Genomic DNA, 18,816 nt, shown 5'->3' on the forward strand with positions numbered 1-18,816 from the left:
GCATTGATTGTATCGACGGCCAGCTTCAGCGCATTGTTCTGCTGAATGCCGTAGATATTGAGACCGCCGGTCAGGTCAAAAATCGCACCGATCTTCGTCTGCGCCTGAGCCTGAGCGCCGGCCAAGAGCGCAAGCGCTGCAGAAAGGTAGATACTCAAATAAGCCCGTCCCATGGTGGCCCGCTCCGATATTTTGAGCCGAGCACCAGCCTGGGATTATAAGTTGTTCCTAAAAACGCAAAAACGACGCGCCAAGACCAGATGCCCAGCTACGTCGTTGGAATTTTACGTGCGTGTCCTCGCACGTTGTCCCATCTATACTTTGCACAGACGATTGTCAATGTGGAAAGAGCGCCCCTCGTTAGGCTTTGTGCCAGTTCAATTGTGGCGTCACCCAACCAAGCTCCCGGTCCCTTCTGTACGCTGCAACGCGCCACAACACTCAGCTCGCGAACGAGAGATGGAATCGCGGAGATCGATCGAGTTAAGTCGACGTCCACAGCTCTGGTCACTCGCCGAATAAAAAATAGTGAGAACAGCCTCACAAGAACCCACGCCCCACTGCGCGTTTGCAGCCGATCGCCTACTCCCATTCTATCATTTCGAACGACGGTCCGGATCTGACGGACAAATGCCGACAGTATACCCGCCGCAACTTTCTGGTCTTGAATTCACAGGAAAATTCGCGCCGCTCGAGATACCGTCGTTAGCGCCACCTATCGAAGTCAATCGACTGATCAGCGCTGCCTGCGTGGCCGTGACTTGCCATTCCCGGACCGGTTAGGCGTAAGTTCAAATACCGTCAGGGACGAGCAGCGCGCTGGCGTCGCCAAAAACTGTGAGACCAAGCCGCGTGGCTCTCCCGCTGCCAGGGAAACCCAAAGCGAGAAGACCAGAAACGGCGCACCGCCCCTTTTCACAAGTGATGTGCCGCCGGCAAGAAAAACCGATCAGGCGGCCCGCATTTTGGTCAGAAATTGGTCTACCGCGACACGTAGCATATCCGACTGATTCTCCAGTCCGCGTGCGTTCGCGAGAACTTCGGCAGCCGCCGTGCCGGTGGCGGCCGCTGCGCTGCTGACGCTACCTATATGGTCTCTGATTTCGCTAGAGCTCCCAGCGACGGACTGGATGTTGCGCGCAATTTCCCTGGTCGCGGCACTCTGCTCTTCGACCGCAGAGGAAATGCTTAGGGTGATAGCATTCATCTTAGCGATCGTTTGCGTAATTCCGTTGATGGTGAGAACTGCATCGTTTGTCGTTGCTTGCATAGTCTCAACTTGTGCGGAGATGTCCTCCGTTGCCCTTGCTGTCTGATTGGCAAGCGCTTTGACCTCGGCTGCCACGACAGCAAATCCGCGTCCCGCGTCGCCCGCACGTGCCGCCTCGATAGTGGCGTTGAGTGCCAGGAGATTGGTCTGTGTGGCGATACTATGGATCATCTGGACGACTTCACTGATCTTTTCAGCTGCACCGGATAGGACCAGCACCGTGTCGTTTGTGCGCTCTGCGTCACTAACAGCCTGGCTTGCGACTTCGGTCGACTGCAACACCTGCTGCGATATCTCCCCTACGGACGCAGATAATTCTTCGGCGGCGGCGGCTACCATTTCAACGTTCCCATATGCTTTCTCTGACGCAGCCTCGACAGTAGACGCGCGCATGCTGGCATCGTTGGCGGTCATCGTCATCACATCGGCTGTCCCCTGCATGTCGGCAGCTGAGGTGGCTACCGCACGAACAATGCCATCTACGCTTTGCTCAAAATCGTTCGCAATCCTTTCTAGCGTGGCACGGCGCTCAGCCGCAGCGTGCCGTTGAGCTTCGGCCTCGACTTGCTCAAGCCTCCGGCTACGAATTGCGTTGTTCTTGAACACCTGGACGGTCGCGGCCATTGCGCCAATCTCATCTTTCCGCCCCACACCTGGAATGTCTTGTTCAAGCTCGCCGTTAGCGAGCTGCCTCATGCAAGCGCCCAGCGCGACCAGTGGTTTAGTAATGCTGCGGCCAAGAAGCCAGGCGATGACACCCGAGACCAGTCCGATTACGACAATAGCCCCACCAAGCGACCACATGATCGGTTGCAGCTTGGCATCAAGATCGTCCAGATACGCGCCGGAACCGACAAACATGTTCCATCCAGGAATACCAACCGCGTAGGACAACTTCCTGATCGGCTCCTTTTCGCCAGGCCTCATGAACTCGTAACGCAAAACAACATCGCCGTTCGCTGCCACGCCATCGCGCAATTCGCGGATCAACGCACGACCATTTGTCTTTCCGTCGAGACGGTTGACCCCGATTGTCTTTGGATCCTGAGAGGCGACCGCAACACCATCCATCGTATTTGCGAAAATATAGCCCGCACCCTTGTCATACGTCATCGTCTGAGCACGACGTGAGAATTCCGCGATTGCGACCTCTTTGGTGAGTTGGCCCGCGTCAACCTGCTTCTGCAAGCCCAACGCAAAGTTCTTTGCGATATCGACGATGGCGCGGGTCTGCTCAACACGCGAATTGATCATTTCTTTCTGCATCAAATAGCCCGCAAGCAGTCCGGCAAATGAGAGACCCAGCATCGAGACCGCAACCAGAATACTGATCTTGGGAGTAATCGGCAGGTTATTGAGCTGCTTCAAGGAACGTCTCCAATCGCAATTACGGCCAGGCAAGGCGCAAATGGTCACTGCTCGTGTACAAGTGATCGGTTTAGGTTTCGTTACGGCCGGTCCAGATGGGAACATACTGGCGCGCCGGCGGCCCGGCGGCTTGCCGCGTTCAATGCTGATGCCAGATACTGCCTGACAATGGCGATCGAACGCTTGCGCATCGACAATCAGGGTAGGACGAGGACGTCCATGTCGGAGAGTCTGGCAAGCATCTTTGACTAAATCGGATGACGGAGTCCCAGCTGCTTCCCGCACGCATGCATGGACGAGATGTGCGCCTCGACAGCGCTCATCTCGCCGGACAAGCGTCCCAACACCTGCATCAACCGCTTGACACAGAAGCAGTCTTCATCGTGGCTGCTTCCCCTTCCGTGCCGATTTTAAAACCCCTAGCGGACAGATCACGACCGAGGGTCTCTGGAAGCAGAAGAGACGCGACAATGAAGACTGTTGCGGCAGGAAGGGCCACCGCAACCATGCCGTAGAGCAAGCTTCCGCCGAAGTGAGCGGCCGCTAGAGGCACAATCACAGGGGCTATGCTGCCGAGCCCGCGACCTCCCATGTAGAAGGTAGACACCGCCGTCGCACGCAGGTTGACGGGATAGAGTTCCGAGATCCAGACGCCAGTCACCCCCAGCGCCACGTTGCCAATGCCAAAGCCGATATAAAGCCAGAACATCGGCCATTCGGTCTTCGAACCGGCGTAGAGCTGGCTGCCCCAAGCGGCCATACCAACCAAAGACCCGACCCAAAACAGCGCCGGCACGAGGGCTCCGAAGCGGCGGCCAGCCCTGTCGTTGAAAAAGCCGTTCGCGAGGTAGCTAATGCCGCTGACAACAGAGAGCAGAACAGCCGTCGTGCGAACAATATCACCCGGCGTGTGCATGTCCCGCAGCAGCAGCGTCGGGATAAAGGAGACGACGCTGTAGTAGCAGAGCATATAGCTCATCAGCCATACGAAAGCGACGACGGTCTGCCGTGCCAAGCCACTACGGAAGAGATCGGCAAGAGGAAGCGTGCGGGCTTCCGCCGCGACCCGACCGGCCTTGCGTTGCGCCTCATACTCCAGCCAGATCTTGGATTCAGGCATGAAGAAGCGAATGAAGATGATAAGCAGAATGGGTACGCCGCCGCTCAGCAGGCCGATACGCCAGCTCCACTCGTCGCTGAACGTCGCAATCAGCCAGATGCCAACGATTGAAGCCGTGGACGACGCGATCACGGCACAGCCCTGAAGCGCGGCCGCGCCCAACCCTCGGCTGCCTTTTTTCCAAGCCTCGTTGAAGAGCACCATGCCAACACCATACTCGCCGCCAAGTCCGATGCCGGTGATCAACCGCAGCACGGCAAGTGACCAGTAATTCCAAGCGAACGCAGAAATAATCGCGGCAACGGAAAACAATGCGATTGTGAGTTGAAGCGATGTCTTTCGGCCAAGTCGGTCACCGATAACGCCGAATACCGCTCCGCCAATGGCTGACCCGAACAATGTCAGAGCCTGCAGCGAGCCGACCTCGGCCAGCGATAGCGACATCGATCGCTGAATCGCGGGCAAGAGGAACGGAAATATCAGCACGTCATAAAAATCGAGTATGTAACCCAGCATCGCTGAGATCATAATCGAATACCGTTGCCCCGCGGTGTAGTCTTCCGAATTCGAGATGGTTGCCGACATGTGACGCGCTTCCTGTTTGGGATAGAAGTCCATAGAGGTGCCGAGACGCTTGCCGCGTCTTTGGAAATCGGACTGCGAGTTCGGCATTGTTGGGGGCTCGAACGCGAGCCCAGCATCATGCGGAGCCGTATCGCGACTCCGGATTGCGTATCCGATGTGCGCGGGCTAGCGACCCGGCGCCCTCAACTCTGGATAAGCAAACTCGCCCTTGTCGAGAATGTGGATATCGTCAAGCCACAGGCTGCAGCCACGAAGCGGGATGTCCAAATGACATGGCGTGTCATTCGTGCCGCCGAGCTCCGTGTTCGGGCCCGTCGAGAACAGGACGTTCCCGTAGAAGGAAAGCGCATTCATGATGTGCTCCGACGTGAACTCCTGGGAGGCCGCGATGTGGTGCCAAGTGGCACGCTCGTTCGATCCCCAGCCGATATGCGAGATCGCCCAACCGCGCGGATCGCCGAAACTGTCGATATAGTGTTTAATGAGGAGCGCGTCGGTCCCCTCGCCCTTGAGATCGACGATGTAACCGTCCTTTACAGTCAACGTGACCGGCGACTGGATATATCGCTTGAACGCGCATAGGATGTCACCTGGCATCAGCACCACCGTGCCGTTAACCTCGCCGTCGGAAGCCTGAGTGAAGGCAAAGCCTGACGGGAAGTGATCCCAGCGCCCGGGCTCATCCGTGTATCCGTATTCGGAAATGACCGGGTATTGCTTCAGGCCATAAGTTACGTCCGTTCCGCCCGGCGACGTGATCCGCATTTTGCTGGCTGACTGGAGAAGCGTTCGAGAGAGCTCGGTTCGCCGACGCAGATCTTCAGTCGGGAACATCTTCTTGAGGATGTGGAATGGCTCCATCACGCGCAAGATGCGCGTGCCCGCTTCCTGAATGTCGGCTTGTTCACGGGAAAAAAGCAAGCCGAGGAGATCGATCACCATATCCACGCGCTTGAGCGTATCGATCGCCGGCTGGTTGCCCGTGAGCGCATGCCGGCCCTGCAAGCCCGCGACCTTGCCCTGGCCGTACTTCGGCACATTCAGATGAAAGGTCGTTGCACCCAGGCTCCGCGCGGCCAGCATGAAAGCCTGAGCGTATTCCTGCTGATCCTCGCCGCCGCTCAGGACGGCAACGACTTCGTCCTTCTTCACCTTGCAGAGCGTCAGTTCGGCCTTGAAGAGCTCGAGCATTTCAACATCAACGATTTGTCGGGACATCTTAACTGACCTCCTGTTTGCCGAACGTAGACCCGCGACTGCCGAACCGATCGCGCGGTCGCGCTAGAAGCTCTTCAACGATCGAAAGGAACCCCTCGGTATCGTCGATTTGCATTTGGTGACCCGCGCTTTCCAGCGTCCTGGTCGCGATCGACGGCAGCAATCTGCGAAATTCTTCTTCATCTTCGGGCCGAATGACCCCTCCCCGTCCCGCAACGATCAATGCGGTCGGAACACTGAGATGGGCGAGGTCGAGGTGAATATCATCGTGATGGAAGCCCTTGTGGCTCTCGATGAGCGCTCGCTCGTCGCAGGTATGCATCCACTCGGCCCGGGTGCGGATGTGCTGCTCGGGCCACCGCGGAGCAGAGGGGCTCCGTAGCACCGCGTCGGCTTCTCCGCGCTTCGCGCTTTGCAGCAATTTGAGAAGCGGTTCGACCGGAATAGGATAGGCGCGGCGTCCAGGACCGGAAACTGGCGGGTCAACCAGTATCAATTGGTCCATGGATGATGGCCGCCAACGCGCGGCGCGGATCCCGATGCGGCCACCCATCGAGTGACCCAGCAACGTATAGGAGCCCATTCCGAGCGCCTCAGCGAACCCGATGAGGTCGGATGCACATGCGTCGAGCGAGTAGTTGAGATGCGGGCCGCTTTCGGAAAGGCCGCGACCGCGCACATCGAGCACAAAAACGTCGTGTCCGGAGCACAGACGCTCTGCGATGAAGGCCCATTGCGCCGCGGTAGTCGAGATGCCGGGGACAATGATGACCGCTGGCCCGGACCCGCCGAACCGCAGATAATGCTGCCGAATTCCGTTGGCACGCACATGCCCACCGTAAAGCAATCCGGATGCCGCGGCGCCGCTCACGTTCTCTGATCCTCTGTCTGGTCATCCGACAGCGCGTGAAGCCGCTCGATAGCGGCTTGCGTCGGCATGACGTCCGCGTATTTGCTGGCGATATCGAACAGGTTGACGGCGTGGGACGTGGGTGAGCGGTCGTAGACCGCGTCGCTTGGCACAATCGATTTGAAGTTCAACGCGCACGCATCCACGACCGAAGCCCGCACGCAGCCGCTGGTCGTGCAGCCGGTCACCACCAGGGAGTCGACGCAGGCACCGATCAGATACGTCGCAAGCGGAGTGCCGAAGAATGCGCTTGCCTGAGTCTTCGGCAGGAGCAACTCGCCGGGCTCCGGAGCCACCTCGCGGACAAACTCGTAGCCCTCGGACGGAATCCGCATGATACCCGGGATCTTCGCGGAGAACGCGCCATGGTCCTGGCCCACCTTTCGCGCGACATGCGGAAATATAACCGGCCACTTCTTCTCGCGAAACAGCCGCACCAATTCGGCGATGTATGCGATGGCATGCCAGCCGGCCTCGCCGCAGCTGGTAGGGTATTGCTTGATCGCTTGGCGGATCGGCATCGGCCGGTTGCCGACCGAACGATACTGCACATCGATGACCAGCAATGCCGGTCGTTTGCCGAATCCCGCCGCGCCACCCAGCCCGGCGAGGGCATAGGTCTCGCGCTCGTCCAGCGATATCACATCGTCCCAGGGTTGCTTGGCCCCAATCACTGTTGCGCTCCAGCGGTCAAAATCGTGAGCATGTCAGTGAAGCGGCACGGTGGTCGCATCGTACTGGTAGATCCAATCGTAACGCGCAGCCGTTGCTTTCGGCGTCCACTGGGTCTTGATGTAGTCACCCGCTGTCTCGGGCCTGCACAGCGCCCGGTTATGGAAGATCGGCAGCATGCCAGCCGCGGACTTCACAACCTTGTTGGTGCGATCGAGCCGCAGGCCCTGATACGTCTTGAATGCCGCCGCGATGTCATCGGGATCCTGCTCGAAGCAGCGGGCGAGGACGGATGCATCCTCCAGGGCCATGTTCACACCCTGCCCGAGGTACGGCAGCATTGAATGGCAGGCATCGCCGAGCAGGGTGATGCGTCCCTTCGACCACGTAGCCAGGGACGGCCGCACGAACAGGCCCCACTTGTTCAGGGTATCCACATTTTTGACCAGTTCGATGATGTCCGGATGCCAGCCTTCGAAGTCCTTCAGGCATTCCTCGACTGAGCCTTTTTCCGACCAGGATTCGAGCAGCCAGTCGTTATGGTCTACCTGGCCCGAAAAGGTCATCATGACCGTGTTCTGCCAGCGCACCGGATAGGCCGTGACGTGGGCGGTGGGCCCGATCCAGGTTGCCACCTCGGGTTCGCGCTGATGCGGCGCAAGGCGGTCGACAGGCACGAGACCACGCCAGGCAATGGCTTGCGTGTACTGGCTCTCGATGTTGCCGATCAGGCCAAGACGGACCTTTGAATGGGCACCGTCAGCGCCGATCAGGGCGCGCCCTTCGACTTCGGAGCCGTCAGCGAGCTTGGCCCGAACCGCTTCGTCGTTTTGATGGAACCCGACAACGTGGGCGTTCAGATGAATGGCGCCCGGCTTCAACTGCCGCACGCCGTCGACGAGGATCTTCAGCAGGTGAGCACGCAGCAACAAATAGGGCTGGTTGCGCGCCGCGTCGGAGCTGCGGTTGTAGAGGGGCCACCTATCACCGGTGTTCCAGAGCCGGATCGAGCGTCGTTCGGCCGCGATGCAGCTCTGCTCGACCTGTTCGGTGAGGCCGAGATCCCGAAGAACGCGCACGCCGTTCATGGAGATCCAAAGACCCGCTCCCACTTCGCGCAACTCGGACGCTTGTTCAAATACATCACAATCGATGCCGCGACGAAGCAGCGATAGCGCAATCGCCAAGCCGCCAATGCCGGCGCCGGCAATGAGGACGCTTGATTTACTGATCTGGCCAATGCTCATGATATCTCCAAACGATATGATCTCGCGGCGGGTTAGGCGGCATCTTCGGAGACTTGCTCGGCGGCAAGGCTCCTGACGGCCTCGAATATCTTGGTGTAGCCGGTGCAACGGCAGAGGTTGCCGTGCAGGTAGTGACGGATTTGTTCATCAGTCGGGTGCGGCGTCGCCTTCAGCAACGCTGTGACCGCCATAATGAAGCCCGGCGTGCAGAATCCGCACTGAAGGCCGCCGTGCAGCACGAACGCTTTTTGAATTCGCGACAGCCCATCGGGCGGCGTCACGCCTTCGACGGTCGTGATCTCACGCTGGTCGACATCGACAGCGAGCGTAGTGCAACTCGAAATTGGCTCGCCGTCGAGCAGAACCGTGCAGGCGCCGCACACCTGCATGTCACAGGAGCGCTTCGTTCCCTTCAAGCCAAGGCGATCCCGGATAAGGTCGATCAATAACGTATGGGTCGGAACGTCGATCGCGATCGCTTGACCATTCAACGAGAATGAAATTGGCAGCACATGCGTCATTTCACGCGCTCCATCCTGCGGCGATCGCCTCGTCGGCGTTTCTCAGAAGCAAGACGCGTGCAAGGTGGCGCTTATAGTCGGCGGCGCCATGCCGATCCTCGTTGACCTCAAGCTCATCGAGCGCCGTGGGGAGCACTGCCTCAATAGCCGGACGAACTTCGGCGACAGACAGGCCCCGGAGCGCATCTTCGACCCCTTTCAAGGGCTGAGGTCGAGAACCGAGCGCTCCGACCCGTACACGGGCGCTAGTGATCGTGCTTGCGGCGGCATCCATCGACCAGACCATCGCAACGTTTACTGAAGGCCTCTCGCCATGCTTGAACCGCCGATAGGTCACGGGTCCGGTCGGGCGCGGAAAGACGATAACCGTCAGCAATTCGTCCGGCTCACGCACGGTTTCCAGCTCGCTTTTTATGAAATCATCCACGTGAACGAGGCGCGTGCCGCTGGCGCCTTGAAGCACCAGTCGCGCGTCCAGCGCCGCGAGCATGGTCGGTGGATCGGCGTGGGGTTCTCCAAAGCACAGATTGCCTCCGATCGTTCCGACGCTGCGGACCCTGATGTTCGCGACGTTGGCGCAGAGCGAGGACAGCGCCGGCACGTACTGGCGAATGACGGGGTCGCGGGCGATCTTGTTGTGCGTACAGCGCGCACCGATTTCGATGTCATTCGCATCGGTCAGAGCAATGCGGTCAAGTCCAAGGATGCTCTTGATGTCGATAAGACGGTCCGTATGGATGACGCGCAGCTTCATCGCCAGCAGCAGTTCGGTTCCGCCGGAGTAGAACATGCCGTCACCGGAGTCCCCGAACGCACGCACGGCGTCGGTGATCGTCGAAGGCCTCTCAAATTCGAAGGGTGAAGGGAGCATGATCAGGCCGCGCCCAACATGTCTTTGAGCCGCTTCTCGAACTCCTCGAAGTTCTGGTCGACGCGACGCTTGATGATGCCGAACCCCATAGTCGCGAGGCGCCCTTGCACGTCGACCTTCGCGTCCACGGCGAATGTGGACCCCGCCCCCTCCGGCGTCACGGTCACGTCGAGAACAACCGCCAGCCTCGTCCCGGTGATCTTGTCGCGACCCGTGGCGCGCGTGCGGACGTGAGAGGGCTCGGTTATCGATTCAACGATAATGTCGGCCGGGACCTCGACCTTGAACGGGCCGATCTTCTGTTTGACGGTCGCTTTGTAAGTTGTAAGCCGCTGGATTTCCTCGACGTGTTCGCAGCCGGGGATGCAACCCGATATGCGAGGAACGTCGAGCAGCGTGCTCCAAAGCTCCGCCGGCGTCGCCGGCACCACCATCGACATATTGAATTCCATGAATTCAGTTCCTCTTCTGCAGGGCGCGCCATACTTTTTCGGGCGTCATCGGTAGGTCGGTGATCCGAATGCCGTAGGTCGAGAACAGCGCGTTCGCGATCGCTGGCGCGACCGGAAGGATCGCACCCTCGCCCATTCCCTTGGCGCCGCCCGGACCAGGACCGTCGCCGTTTTCGACAAGGATGGTGTCAAACACGGGGGGAACGTCAGAGATGCGCGGTATCGAATAGTCGATCGGCGTCGCATTGATCGGCTGGCCATCCTCGAACTCCAGCACTTCATAAAGCGCGTGTCCGAGGCCCATTATGGCAGCCCCCTCGTCCTGCCCTTCCGCCGCGACGCGATTGATCACGCGGCCGACGTCAGCGGCGCTGGCATATCGCGGGACATGGATCTCGCCGGTGTCTTCATCGACAACGATTTCAGCGAGGCCCGCGGAGGTCTCCCAGAACAGAGGGGACTCGGCCAGGGCGCCCTTCTTCGAGCGCGGCGTAATCGCACCGCGGCCGATGACCTCTCCCGAATCGACACCCAACGAGCGGTGAAAAATCTGATGGAAAGTGAGAACCTCTGATCCGGTCGAGACACCACCCTCAACAAACAACAGATTTTCTCGGGGAAGCTCCCAAACATCAGCAACCATTTCGAGGATCTGATCAGCTGCATCCAGCGCGGCACTCTCGACGGACAGGCCAACGACAACGGTCGATCGACTTGCGCCTGTACCCCAATCGTAAGGGGCCACGGAAGTATCGGTGCGTAGGACGGTTACCGCCGAAATCGGCTGCTTCAAGGTCTGCGCCGCGATTCGCCCCATGGTCGCGTGCGCACCCTGGCCGACTTCGATGCTGGAAACCGAAACGAGGATCGACCCGTCGATCTTGAGACGTACGATCGCGTTACTGATCGGCGTGTTGGCCGGATCGGTTGCGGCGACTGCCAGTCCGCGCTCCTGCCGGTCGGACGCCTTCACCTCCGACGCGAACGACTGCGTCACCCGACCCATCAGCTCGCTCATATCCATATCGAGCGCCCGCAAATCGGGTCGGATGCGCTCGCCGCGGGACGCCAGGTTCAGCAACCGAAACTCGGCCGGATCCATGCCGATTGCCGCCGCGACATTATCCATGTGCGATTCTTTGGCCCAAACAGCTTGCGGCCCACCGATCGAGCGGAAAGCCGCACCTGGAACGGTGTTCGTGTACACCGCACACGCCTCGAGGCGAACATTGGGCACCACGTAAGGGCCCATGATACGATTTGCCGATTTCGTGGCGACGGCCGAGCCCGTGTCGGAATATGCCCCCCCGTCGAGCAGCAGTTTGGCGCTGTTGGCGATAATCCGTCCTTCAGCATCCACGGCCGTTCGAATCGTGATGTCGGCGCCCAACCTTCGGCACGTGAGCATCGATTCGGCTATGGATTGGGCAACGCGGACCGGGCGTTGCACCTTCCACGAAGCGGCGGCAACCAACGGCTCGATCTTCACCGAGGCCTTGCCACCAAAGCCTCCGCCGACAAACGGAACGATCACCCGGACCCTGGCCAATCGCAGCCCGAAGAGACGCGAGAGCACCTTCTGAACAGCGCTCGGTGTTTGTGCGCCCGCCCAGACCGTGAGGGAATCGCCCCGGAAATCAGCAATGACCGCATGCGGCTCCATTGCGAAGTGAGAAATGGCCGGAAAGGTGAAATGGTCTTCGTGGATGAAAGCCGCGGCCGCCTCCGCAGCGTCGACGTCTCCGACGCAGCTCCGGTAAGTATGGAATATGTTGCTGTTCTCGGTCGGCCGTGCCCCACCCCTGAAGTAAAAGTCTTCGAGGTTTTCATGGTGCTCGTGGATGAGCGGCGCTTCTTCCGCCAAGGCTTCCTGGATGGTCGTTGCGCGCGGAAGGTCCTCGTATTCGACATCGACTAGTTCTGCGGCGTTTTCTGCGATCTCGATTGTCCCCGCGATCACCACGGCGACGGGTTCGCCCACATATCTCACGCGGTCGGTCGCAATGATCGGCCGGTCTTTAAGCACAACGCCCCAGTTACCGAACGAAGCGACGTCTTCGCCGATCAGCACGTCCACGACGCCGTCCATGGACCGCGCAACGCTCGAATCGATCGAAACGATGCGGGCATGAACGGCTGGCGAGCGAACCACAAAGCCGTGCAGCATCCCCGGAACCGTCAGGTCGGTAACGTACTCGGCGCGACCCGTGACCTTTTCAATCAGGTCAGGTCGAACGGAACCCATGTTGTCGATCCCCGACATACGCAACTCCGACAGCAGTTTGTTGCGCCGCTCTGTAAGGCAGGATGCCAGGGCGCCGGGAGCAATCTCAGGACACTACGACATTTACCACTCGTATGCAAGCGCTACACTCGTCTACAAGTTATAAGATGTTTTCCTCCCGTGACCGGAGGCGAAGTCGGAGCGAACCGGTCTAGCCCGGCGCTTGTGAGAATGGGTTTGTCTCTTAAGCGGAGCGGATTTCGATATGCGAACGACGGACATCGCATTAAACGGGACGAAGTCGAACAAGATGGATTTCCCAGGTCAGGAAATGTAGACAGTCGGCCGGCACCGAAGACGTTCGGAGCTAAAAGCCTGTATTTCTTGAACTGAGGCAACCTACGGCAAGGAAGCAAAACGTGGTGCAACCCAAGACAAAGCCGCGCGCGGCGGAGAAAGTGAAAGAAGCTATAGATTCGTACCGGCTGGATGACGCACCGGGGTTCTTGTTGCGAGTTGCGCTCCGTACTCACACGTCCATCTTTGCCGCCAAGATGATTGAAGAATTAACGGGGCCCCAATTCTCGACGCTAGCGAAATTGAAGGAGGTAGGTCCTTGCTCGCAAAACCACTTAGGACGGCTAATTCACTATGACTCGGCGACCATCACCGGCGTTATCAATCGCCTGAAATCTCGCGGCCTCATCAAGAGCTCCAAAGACCCTCTGGATCCGCGGCGACGCGAGATAGATTTGACCGAGAAGGGAAGACGGATAGCGGACGCAGCGATTGAAACTATTGGCGAGATTTCCGGCGAGACCTTCGCTCCGCTGACCCAAGATGAATTTCGAGCGCTCACCGAAATCTTGAAGAAGATCATACGACGCTGATCAGCCGGCTTCGACCGGCGCTAGGTTTTGCCAGCAGCCGAGAAAAGGGCCCGGCGATCGCGCCGGGCCGAGTAGAGAGGGAGGAAAACGAAAGATCGGAAATCTTTCGCAGACGCCGAATGCGGAATTCGATCGTAGAAACCCAACGAACGACCTCCAGCAGCAATACTATCGTACATATCAGACCGCATTTTGTGCTGAAGTAGGCACCTCACCGCGCTATTTCCGGCATTTGGCGCGTCGTGCAATTAGGCAGCACTACAAAGAGCGCGCGCCTGACTTGGAACATCCGGATCAGCAGGCTGCGCGCGTCCAGTATAGTTCATTTCATCGCCCGGCTCCGATCTCGCAATGCCCGCACCGCCGTACTCGTCTTTGCAATTCAGAGGCCGCAATCTCCTGCCAAGGATAACTGCCGGTCGTCGTTGCGTCGAGAATGTCCATTCCTTGAAACTTCGCGCTCAATAAACCGTGCTAGTATCCCGAGGGACTTTCCTCAATCGTCCCTACCTAGCGCGCGGAGTATCTTTCTTTTGTAGCTCGACAGGTCGAACAGGAGTCTTGGCACTCTTTTGAGCGCAATCGCCTTGCCCTCGATTGCAAGATGTAGAACTCGTACCAATCTGGCAAGACCAAGTTCTACAAACGCGAGCCGAACAGGCGGATCGTTCGCAATCCTGAGCTGGTTGTCTACAATGACGATGGAGGCCGCCAGATCAGGCTTCCTCTCCAGAACGAAGTCTCGACATGCCGCGGCAAATTCCTCCTCTTGAACGCCCAAAGTTACCTTGACTTCCCTGCAAGAACCTCCCGCCATGTTCGGGTCCCCTATGAAGCGACGCAAGCCAATCGGACGTTTCGTTTTCGTCCTAGTCAAGCGATGGTCCACCGGCTGACTTGATCGGCGCGTCGATGTGAATGGCCACTGTCCCTTCGAATTCCTCCTGGTAGCATTGGGTGTCGTGGAATATCTCGCCGAAAACTGCGGCATTTCGCGCTGAACACGCGATCGGACGAGCCAGCTGCTGCGGATTTTGGCATTCTCTGCCGTGTCGCGCGCGAGAGGGCAATGAGGTACCCGGAAAGCACACTTTGTCGCAGCTGGATCGCGCCCCAGTTGCCCGCGCATCCGGCTCGTGTCGCGCATGAAAAAGACAGAGCCGCCGGCTTAGACTTCTGTTTCGACCACGTTACTTTTCCGTGACGATCATTTGCCAGAGGGCTATTGTCGTCCGCAGGCCCTCGAAGCGAGCCCCACTCGCGCCACCTGACGGATGGAACCATAGCCATTAACGAGTGAACGCAATGAGCACGTCACCCGCATCTGAAATGGATCACAGCCTGGCCAGAATGAATTTGCCGGATCTTAGGCTCAATTACGACCCGATAGATCCGGATCAGTTTGATCGCCCGATCGTCTCGATGCGCATTGAAACTGGTGAACATGGTGACGAACTCCCGTTGCACTCGCACAAAAAGGGACAATTGGTCGTCGCCTCACATGGGTCAGTCATGTGTCGCGCCCCTGGTGGGTTATGGATCGTTCCTCCGCAAGGAGCCGTTTGGATCCCCCCTGGGGTCATGCATAGCAATTGCGTATCAGACAATGGAAAGGTCTACCTCGTCTTCATCGATCCGCTGGCAAGTATGCTTCCAAACACTTGCTGCACATTCACTATATCGTCGCTCGTTCGCGAGTTGATACACCGGCTATCCGTGTTTCCCCCACTTTATCCCGTTGAAGGACCTACGAGCCGACTCGGTCGAGTGCTGCTCGACGAATTGGTGCAGATGTCCACGGAACAGATGTACTTGCCAATTTCCACGGACAGCCGACTTCAACATCTCGCGGCATCACTGCTCAATGATCCCGGTGACCGCAGCACTATCGATGAACTCGCCGCCCGGTATGCAATGAGTGTGCGGACCTTCGCCCGCCTGGTCTTGAAAGAAACCGGATTGACGTTCGGACGCTGGCGGCAGCGGCTTCACATCTTGGTCGCATTGCAACGCTTGACGGCCGGAGCGTCGGTGCAGGCCGTTTCGCTCGATCTGGGCTATGAGACGCCGAGCGCGTTCATCACTATGTTCAAGAAGACAATGGGAAAGAGCCCTCGCCGCTTCCTCGCCGAACGATCGAGCTTCAGCAACCAGCAGTTCTTCACATAGCACGCATAGAACCACAGCCCCGGCATTGAACCGGGGCGGTGGCTCGCGGCTCATTATCGAGAGCCGAAAGGCACCAGCGGATATTCCAGGTCTGCTTCCGCAATTGCCCTCGGTGATACCACGCGCGGTTTGCCTTTTTGCGCCTGAAGGAGAGCCACGGCGGAATTCACGTTTTGGCCGCTTGAGTCAAATTTGATCGTCCCGGACGACATCAAGACTGGCTGCATTTCCGTCAGCTTGAGCGCGTCGTGAATTGCCCCCGATTCCGACGAGCCTGCACGCTTTACCGCGTCACTGGCGATCTGCACGGCCTCGAAGGCGCATGCGGCATTTGCATCGAGCCAATCATTGGGGTAGTCGGCCGCGAACATCTCGAGGATTTTGTGCGCATCGGGCGCCTTCGGATTGTAGTAGAGCGCCGACGCCATCGCGCCGTCAGCGTATTTGCCGAGCGCGTCGTAATATGCCTTGTCGATAACGCCGTTCGAATTCGCCGAGTAGATCATTTTTGGGCCCCATCCCTGCTTTACACACTCACGTGTGACCATGATGGCGTCGTTGACCCGGGTGATCGGGAAAAGCATGTCAGCGCCGGTCGCTTTTGCTTTTGCAACTTCGACCGAGAGATCCTTGGCCTTTTCATCGTACGGAATGAACTCGGTGAGCTTGATCGGGAGATCGACCTCTTTCCACGCCTGTGCTATGCTCGTGGCGCTCGACTGCCCCATCACGTTGTTGAGGTGGAGGACGACCGCGCTGGCTGGCGGACCGTTGAGGGTCGGCAACAAAGCTTTCAAATTGATCAGCGACTGACGAATGATCATTAGCGACGTGGGATAGTAACGGAAGACCTGAGTGAAGCCCTGCGAGGTCACCTGGGTGGCACTGGCGATATGGACGACCATAGGGACCTTCGCTGCTTCGCACGCCTGAAGCGCCGAGATGGTCGCGCCCGAGTCCCAGGCGCCGATGAGGACCGAACAACCTTGGCCGATCAGGTTCTCCGCAGCGATCCGGCCATTTTCCGGCCGGCTCTGCGTATCGGCGTGAATGACCTCAATCTCAAGGCCGTACTTCTGCCTGGCAAACTTCGCGCCGAGATCAATACCGCGCACGCAAGCCTGTCCGGGAAACGCCAACACGCCGCTGCTGGGCATGATCGCACCGATTTTAACCTTGACTTGGCCCACCGCCCTGACTGGCCACGATACAAGCCCCGCTGCGATGCCAACGCCGCTGCCGAGCACAGTACGGCGAGTAAACCCGTTTCCGATGCTATTCTTCATGTGAAGTCCCCTTCAGTTGATTACATGAAAATTGCGCGATTTGGTGGGAAGCTTTATGAATGACAGCGCGTTGCAACGCGAACACAGCTGCGAGACGCGCCCGGCGCACTTGATGATCGCACGAAGCGGAAAGGGCTCAGATTATATTCCCACCTCGGTCTTGATCAGGTTCTCCTCGCTGTCGTCATAGAGGGCGTCGATCAGTGACCGGTACCGCTCCATTATCTGCTTGCGGCGCTTTTTCCGCGTTGGCGTCATCACCCCATTCTCTGGAGAGAGCTCCTCCGGAAGTATTCTAAAGGCCTTGACCTGCTCGGCTCTCGCTAGCCGCGCATTTGCTTTAGCAATCTCGCCTTCAACCATCCGAACGACGATCTCTGAGTCCGCCAGATCCGAATAGTGCGCAATACGAAGATCACGCGATTTGGCCCACTCCATTGTCGCGGTCGCATCTACTTCGATCAACGCCGTCAGATACTTCTTTCCTTCTCCGATCACCGCCGCTTCAGAGATGAAGGGACTCTGCCGGATTTCGTTCTCGATCTGCGTGGGGCTGATCGATTTGCCGTTCGATGTGTTGATGATCTCCTTCTTTCGATCGACCAGCTTGAACAGGCCTGTCGGCCCAATCTCCACGATATCGCCGGTATAGAGCCAGCCATCGCGGAGGGCCGACTTCGTTTCCTCTGGTTTATTCCAGTACCCGACAAAGAGCCCGGGACCTCTGACGATCATTTCTCCGTCTTCAAGAACGGCAGTTTCCCACGCTGCGTCATGCACGGGGACGCCTACGGTGCCCGCTTCCGGCCATTCAGCCATTTGGACCAGGTTCGCTCCAACCAGCTCGGTCTGCCCGTAGCATTCCTTTAGCTGCAATCCCCACAGCTGCCACAGAGACATGAGTTCGGAAGGCATCGCAGCCGACGACGTATAGGTGACGATGAGCTCTTCAAACCCGACCTCGGCAAGCAAGGGACGGAAAATCCGTTCCCGGCAGACGGCGAACAGGGCAGATATGAACGGGTTGGGCACACCGCCGGCCTGACGGTCGTCGAGCGCCTTGCGAGCGATCGTCATTGCAAATTGGTAGTCTTGCTTCTGCTTCTCCGACCCCGAATGAACCTTGCTGAGGATCTGGGTGGCAAACCTCTGATAGAACCTCGGCGGAGCCATGAAGTAGGTTGGCTTCACTTCCTTGATCGTTTGAGCGAAATCAGCGCTCGATTCCCCAAAGTACGGCACAAGCCGGATCAGCAGCGGCAACGTCGTCGCCTGCGCGCGCGCAACCGTGTGGGACATCGGAAGATGCACCACGACGCGATGCGCATCGGAACGCAAACTCGAATTGAAGGTTGTTACTGAGTGCGCGCCAGCGAGTAGCGAAAGGTGGTTTAGCATCGCACCTTTCGGAAACCCCGTCGTACCGGATGTGTACCCGATGCTCGCGAGATCGCTTGCCCTTGATTTCGCAATCTGATCCCTCAGGAACAACTCAGCATCGACCGCGATTCCTCTCAAGAACTCCTGGAGCGGGACAACATTTGCGGAGCCGCCCGCTCCCTTCCACTCCGGGTCGAGCACTATGACTTTCCTCAACGTGTCGGCCAGGCCGGAGGCGCGGACAATATCCAGTTGAAGTTCGCTCCCGACAAAGACAAAAGAGGCTCCGGAATCGCTGAGGTAGTAGCCCACTTCTTCTGGCGATGACGTAAAATAGACGCCGACCATCACTCCGCCGGCGCAGATCGTCGCCATGTCCGCAAGCAGCCACTCCTGGGACACGTCTCCCATGATGGCCACACGGTCACCGTGTTTGAATCCGGCTCTCTGCAGGGCCGCGGCCAAATTGGCGACCAGATCTGAATACTGCCTCCAGGTTGTCGCAGTCCATTCGCCCCGGCGCTTCTGCTTGAAAGCTATTTCGTCCGGCCGCGCCGCTCTTCGAGACCTCAGAAGCTGCGGAATGGTGACATCCGCGAACTGAGCCCCCGACGTGAAATGTTCGACGTCCAT

General features: G+C 58.6%; 15 protein-coding genes. 2 read left to right on the forward strand and 13 right to left on the reverse strand.

From position 1 onward, the window contains the following. Positions 1-949: 949 nt before the first annotated feature. The 10 genes from BM222_RS31725 to BM222_RS31770 form a co-directional block, all read right to left on the reverse strand. The gene (locus tag BM222_RS31725; protein ID WP_244547336.1) at positions 950-2,638 is read right to left on the reverse strand and encodes a methyl-accepting chemotaxis protein; all 1,689 of its coding nucleotides are present in this window, start codon (positions 2,636-2,638) and stop codon (positions 950-952) included. Between the two features lie 352 nt (positions 2,639-2,990). Then, a complete protein-coding gene (locus tag BM222_RS31730; RefSeq protein WP_244547337.1) occupies positions 2,991-4,430 on the reverse strand; it encodes an MFS transporter in 1,440 nt (479 codons plus the stop codon). Positions 4,431-4,508: 78 nt separating this feature from the next. After that, on the reverse strand, positions 4,509-5,561 hold the full coding sequence (locus BM222_RS31735) for a 2,5-dihydroxypyridine 5,6-dioxygenase NicX family protein (protein ID WP_092237284.1): 1,053 nt from the start codon (positions 5,559-5,561) through the stop codon (positions 4,509-4,511). Between the two features lies 1 nt (position 5,562). Then, positions 5,563-6,432, reverse strand: a complete 870-nt coding sequence (locus BM222_RS31740) for an alpha/beta fold hydrolase (RefSeq protein ID WP_092237287.1) — start codon at positions 6,430-6,432, stop codon at positions 5,563-5,565. Next, a complete protein-coding gene (locus BM222_RS31745; RefSeq protein WP_092237289.1) occupies positions 6,429-7,145 on the reverse strand; it encodes an isochorismatase family protein in 717 nt (238 codons plus the stop codon). The genes BM222_RS31740 and BM222_RS31745 overlap by 4 nt, the downstream gene beginning before the upstream one ends. Positions 7,146-7,178: 33 nt before the next feature. After that, positions 7,179-8,390: an FAD-dependent monooxygenase gene (locus BM222_RS31750; RefSeq protein ID WP_177243586.1), complete on the reverse strand. Its 1,212-nt coding sequence runs from the start codon at positions 8,388-8,390 to the stop codon at positions 7,179-7,181. Positions 8,391-8,422: 32 nt separating this feature from the next. Further along, entirely contained in the window at positions 8,423-8,911 is a 489-nt protein-coding gene (locus BM222_RS31755; RefSeq protein ID WP_092237292.1) for a (2Fe-2S)-binding protein, read from the reverse strand. Between the two features lies 1 nt (position 8,912). Next, entirely contained in the window at positions 8,913-9,782 is an 870-nt protein-coding gene (locus BM222_RS31760) for an FAD binding domain-containing protein (protein ID WP_092237295.1), read from the reverse strand. A 2-nt stretch (positions 9,783-9,784) separates the two neighbouring features. After that, positions 9,785-10,234 (reverse strand): SRPBCC family protein, encoded by a 450-nt coding sequence (locus BM222_RS31765; protein ID WP_092237298.1) that lies wholly within the window; start codon positions 10,232-10,234, stop codon positions 9,785-9,787. 4 nt (positions 10,235-10,238) lie between these two features. Next, the gene (locus tag BM222_RS31770) at positions 10,239-12,497 is read right to left on the reverse strand and encodes a xanthine dehydrogenase family protein molybdopterin-binding subunit (protein ID WP_092237301.1); all 2,259 of its coding nucleotides are present in this window, start codon (positions 12,495-12,497) and stop codon (positions 10,239-10,241) included. A 380-nt stretch (positions 12,498-12,877) separates the two neighbouring features. On the opposite strand from BM222_RS31770, the gene BM222_RS31775 reads away from it, so the two are divergent. Continuing rightward, a complete protein-coding gene (locus tag BM222_RS31775; RefSeq protein ID WP_092237304.1) occupies positions 12,878-13,348 on the forward strand; it encodes a MarR family winged helix-turn-helix transcriptional regulator in 471 nt (156 codons plus the stop codon). Positions 13,349-13,844: 496 nt separating this feature from the next. Here the strand turns inward: BM222_RS31775 and BM222_RS31780 are convergent, their stop codons facing one another. Next, complete coding sequence (locus BM222_RS31780; RefSeq protein WP_092237307.1) at positions 13,845-14,165, reverse strand: hypothetical protein; 321 nt, start codon at positions 14,163-14,165, stop codon at positions 13,845-13,847. A gap of 488 nt (positions 14,166-14,653) precedes the next feature. Here BM222_RS31780 and BM222_RS31785 point away from each other — a divergent pair, with 488 nt between their 5' ends. Next, positions 14,654-15,517 carry an AraC family transcriptional regulator gene (locus BM222_RS31785; RefSeq protein WP_244547338.1) on the forward strand — a complete coding sequence of 288 codons (864 nt, stop codon included), beginning with the start codon at positions 14,654-14,656 and terminating at the stop codon, positions 15,515-15,517. Between the two features lie 53 nt (positions 15,518-15,570). On the opposite strand, the gene BM222_RS31790 is transcribed toward BM222_RS31785, so the two are convergent. After that, on the reverse strand, positions 15,571-16,803 hold the full coding sequence (locus BM222_RS31790; protein ID WP_092237310.1) for an ABC transporter substrate-binding protein: 1,233 nt from the start codon (positions 16,801-16,803) through the stop codon (positions 15,571-15,573). A gap of 141 nt (positions 16,804-16,944) precedes the next feature. Then, the gene (locus tag BM222_RS31795) at positions 16,945-18,816 is read right to left on the reverse strand and encodes an AMP-dependent synthetase/ligase (protein ID WP_092237313.1); all 1,872 of its coding nucleotides are present in this window, start codon (positions 18,814-18,816) and stop codon (positions 16,945-16,947) included.

The sequence above is a fragment of the Bradyrhizobium sp. Gha genome, from assembly GCF_900113735.1.
Taxonomy (GTDB): Bacteria; Pseudomonadota; Alphaproteobacteria; order Rhizobiales; family Xanthobacteraceae; genus Bradyrhizobium.

What these genes read in the sequence shown, in the direction of transcription:
- BM222_RS31765 (WP_092237298.1), bottom strand. Translation starts at nt 10,234, where the DNA reads ATGGAATTCAATATGTCGATGGTGGTGCCGGCGACGCCGGCGGAGCTT.
- BM222_RS31750 (WP_177243586.1), bottom strand. Translation starts at nt 8,390, where the DNA reads ATGAGCATTGGCCAGATCAGTAAATCAAGCGTCCTCATTGCCGGCGCC.
- BM222_RS31785 (WP_244547338.1), top strand. Translation starts at nt 14,654, where the DNA reads ATGAGCACGTCACCCGCATCTGAAATGGATCACAGCCTGGCCAGAATG.
- BM222_RS31755 (WP_092237292.1), bottom strand. Translation starts at nt 8,911, where the DNA reads ATGACGCATGTGCTGCCAATTTCATTCTCGTTGAATGGTCAAGCGATC.
- BM222_RS31795 (WP_092237313.1), bottom strand. Translation starts at nt 18,816, where the DNA reads ATGGACGTCGAACATTTCACGTCGGGGGCTCAGTTCGCGGATGTCACC.
- BM222_RS31760 (WP_092237295.1), bottom strand. Translation starts at nt 9,782, where the DNA reads ATGCTCCCTTCACCCTTCGAATTTGAGAGGCCTTCGACGATCACCGAC.
- BM222_RS31730 (WP_244547337.1), bottom strand. Translation starts at nt 4,430, where the DNA reads ATGCCGAACTCGCAGTCCGATTTCCAAAGACGCGGCAAGCGTCTCGGC.
- BM222_RS31790 (WP_092237310.1), bottom strand. Translation starts at nt 16,803, where the DNA reads ATGAAGAATAGCATCGGAAACGGGTTTACTCGCCGTACTGTGCTCGGC.
- BM222_RS31770 (WP_092237301.1), bottom strand. Translation starts at nt 12,497, where the DNA reads ATGTCGGGGATCGACAACATGGGTTCCGTTCGACCTGACCTGATTGAA.
- BM222_RS31780 (WP_092237307.1), bottom strand. Translation starts at nt 14,165, where the DNA reads ATGGCGGGAGGTTCTTGCAGGGAAGTCAAGGTAACTTTGGGCGTTCAA.
- BM222_RS31735 (WP_092237284.1), bottom strand. Translation starts at nt 5,561, where the DNA reads ATGTCCCGACAAATCGTTGATGTTGAAATGCTCGAGCTCTTCAAGGCC.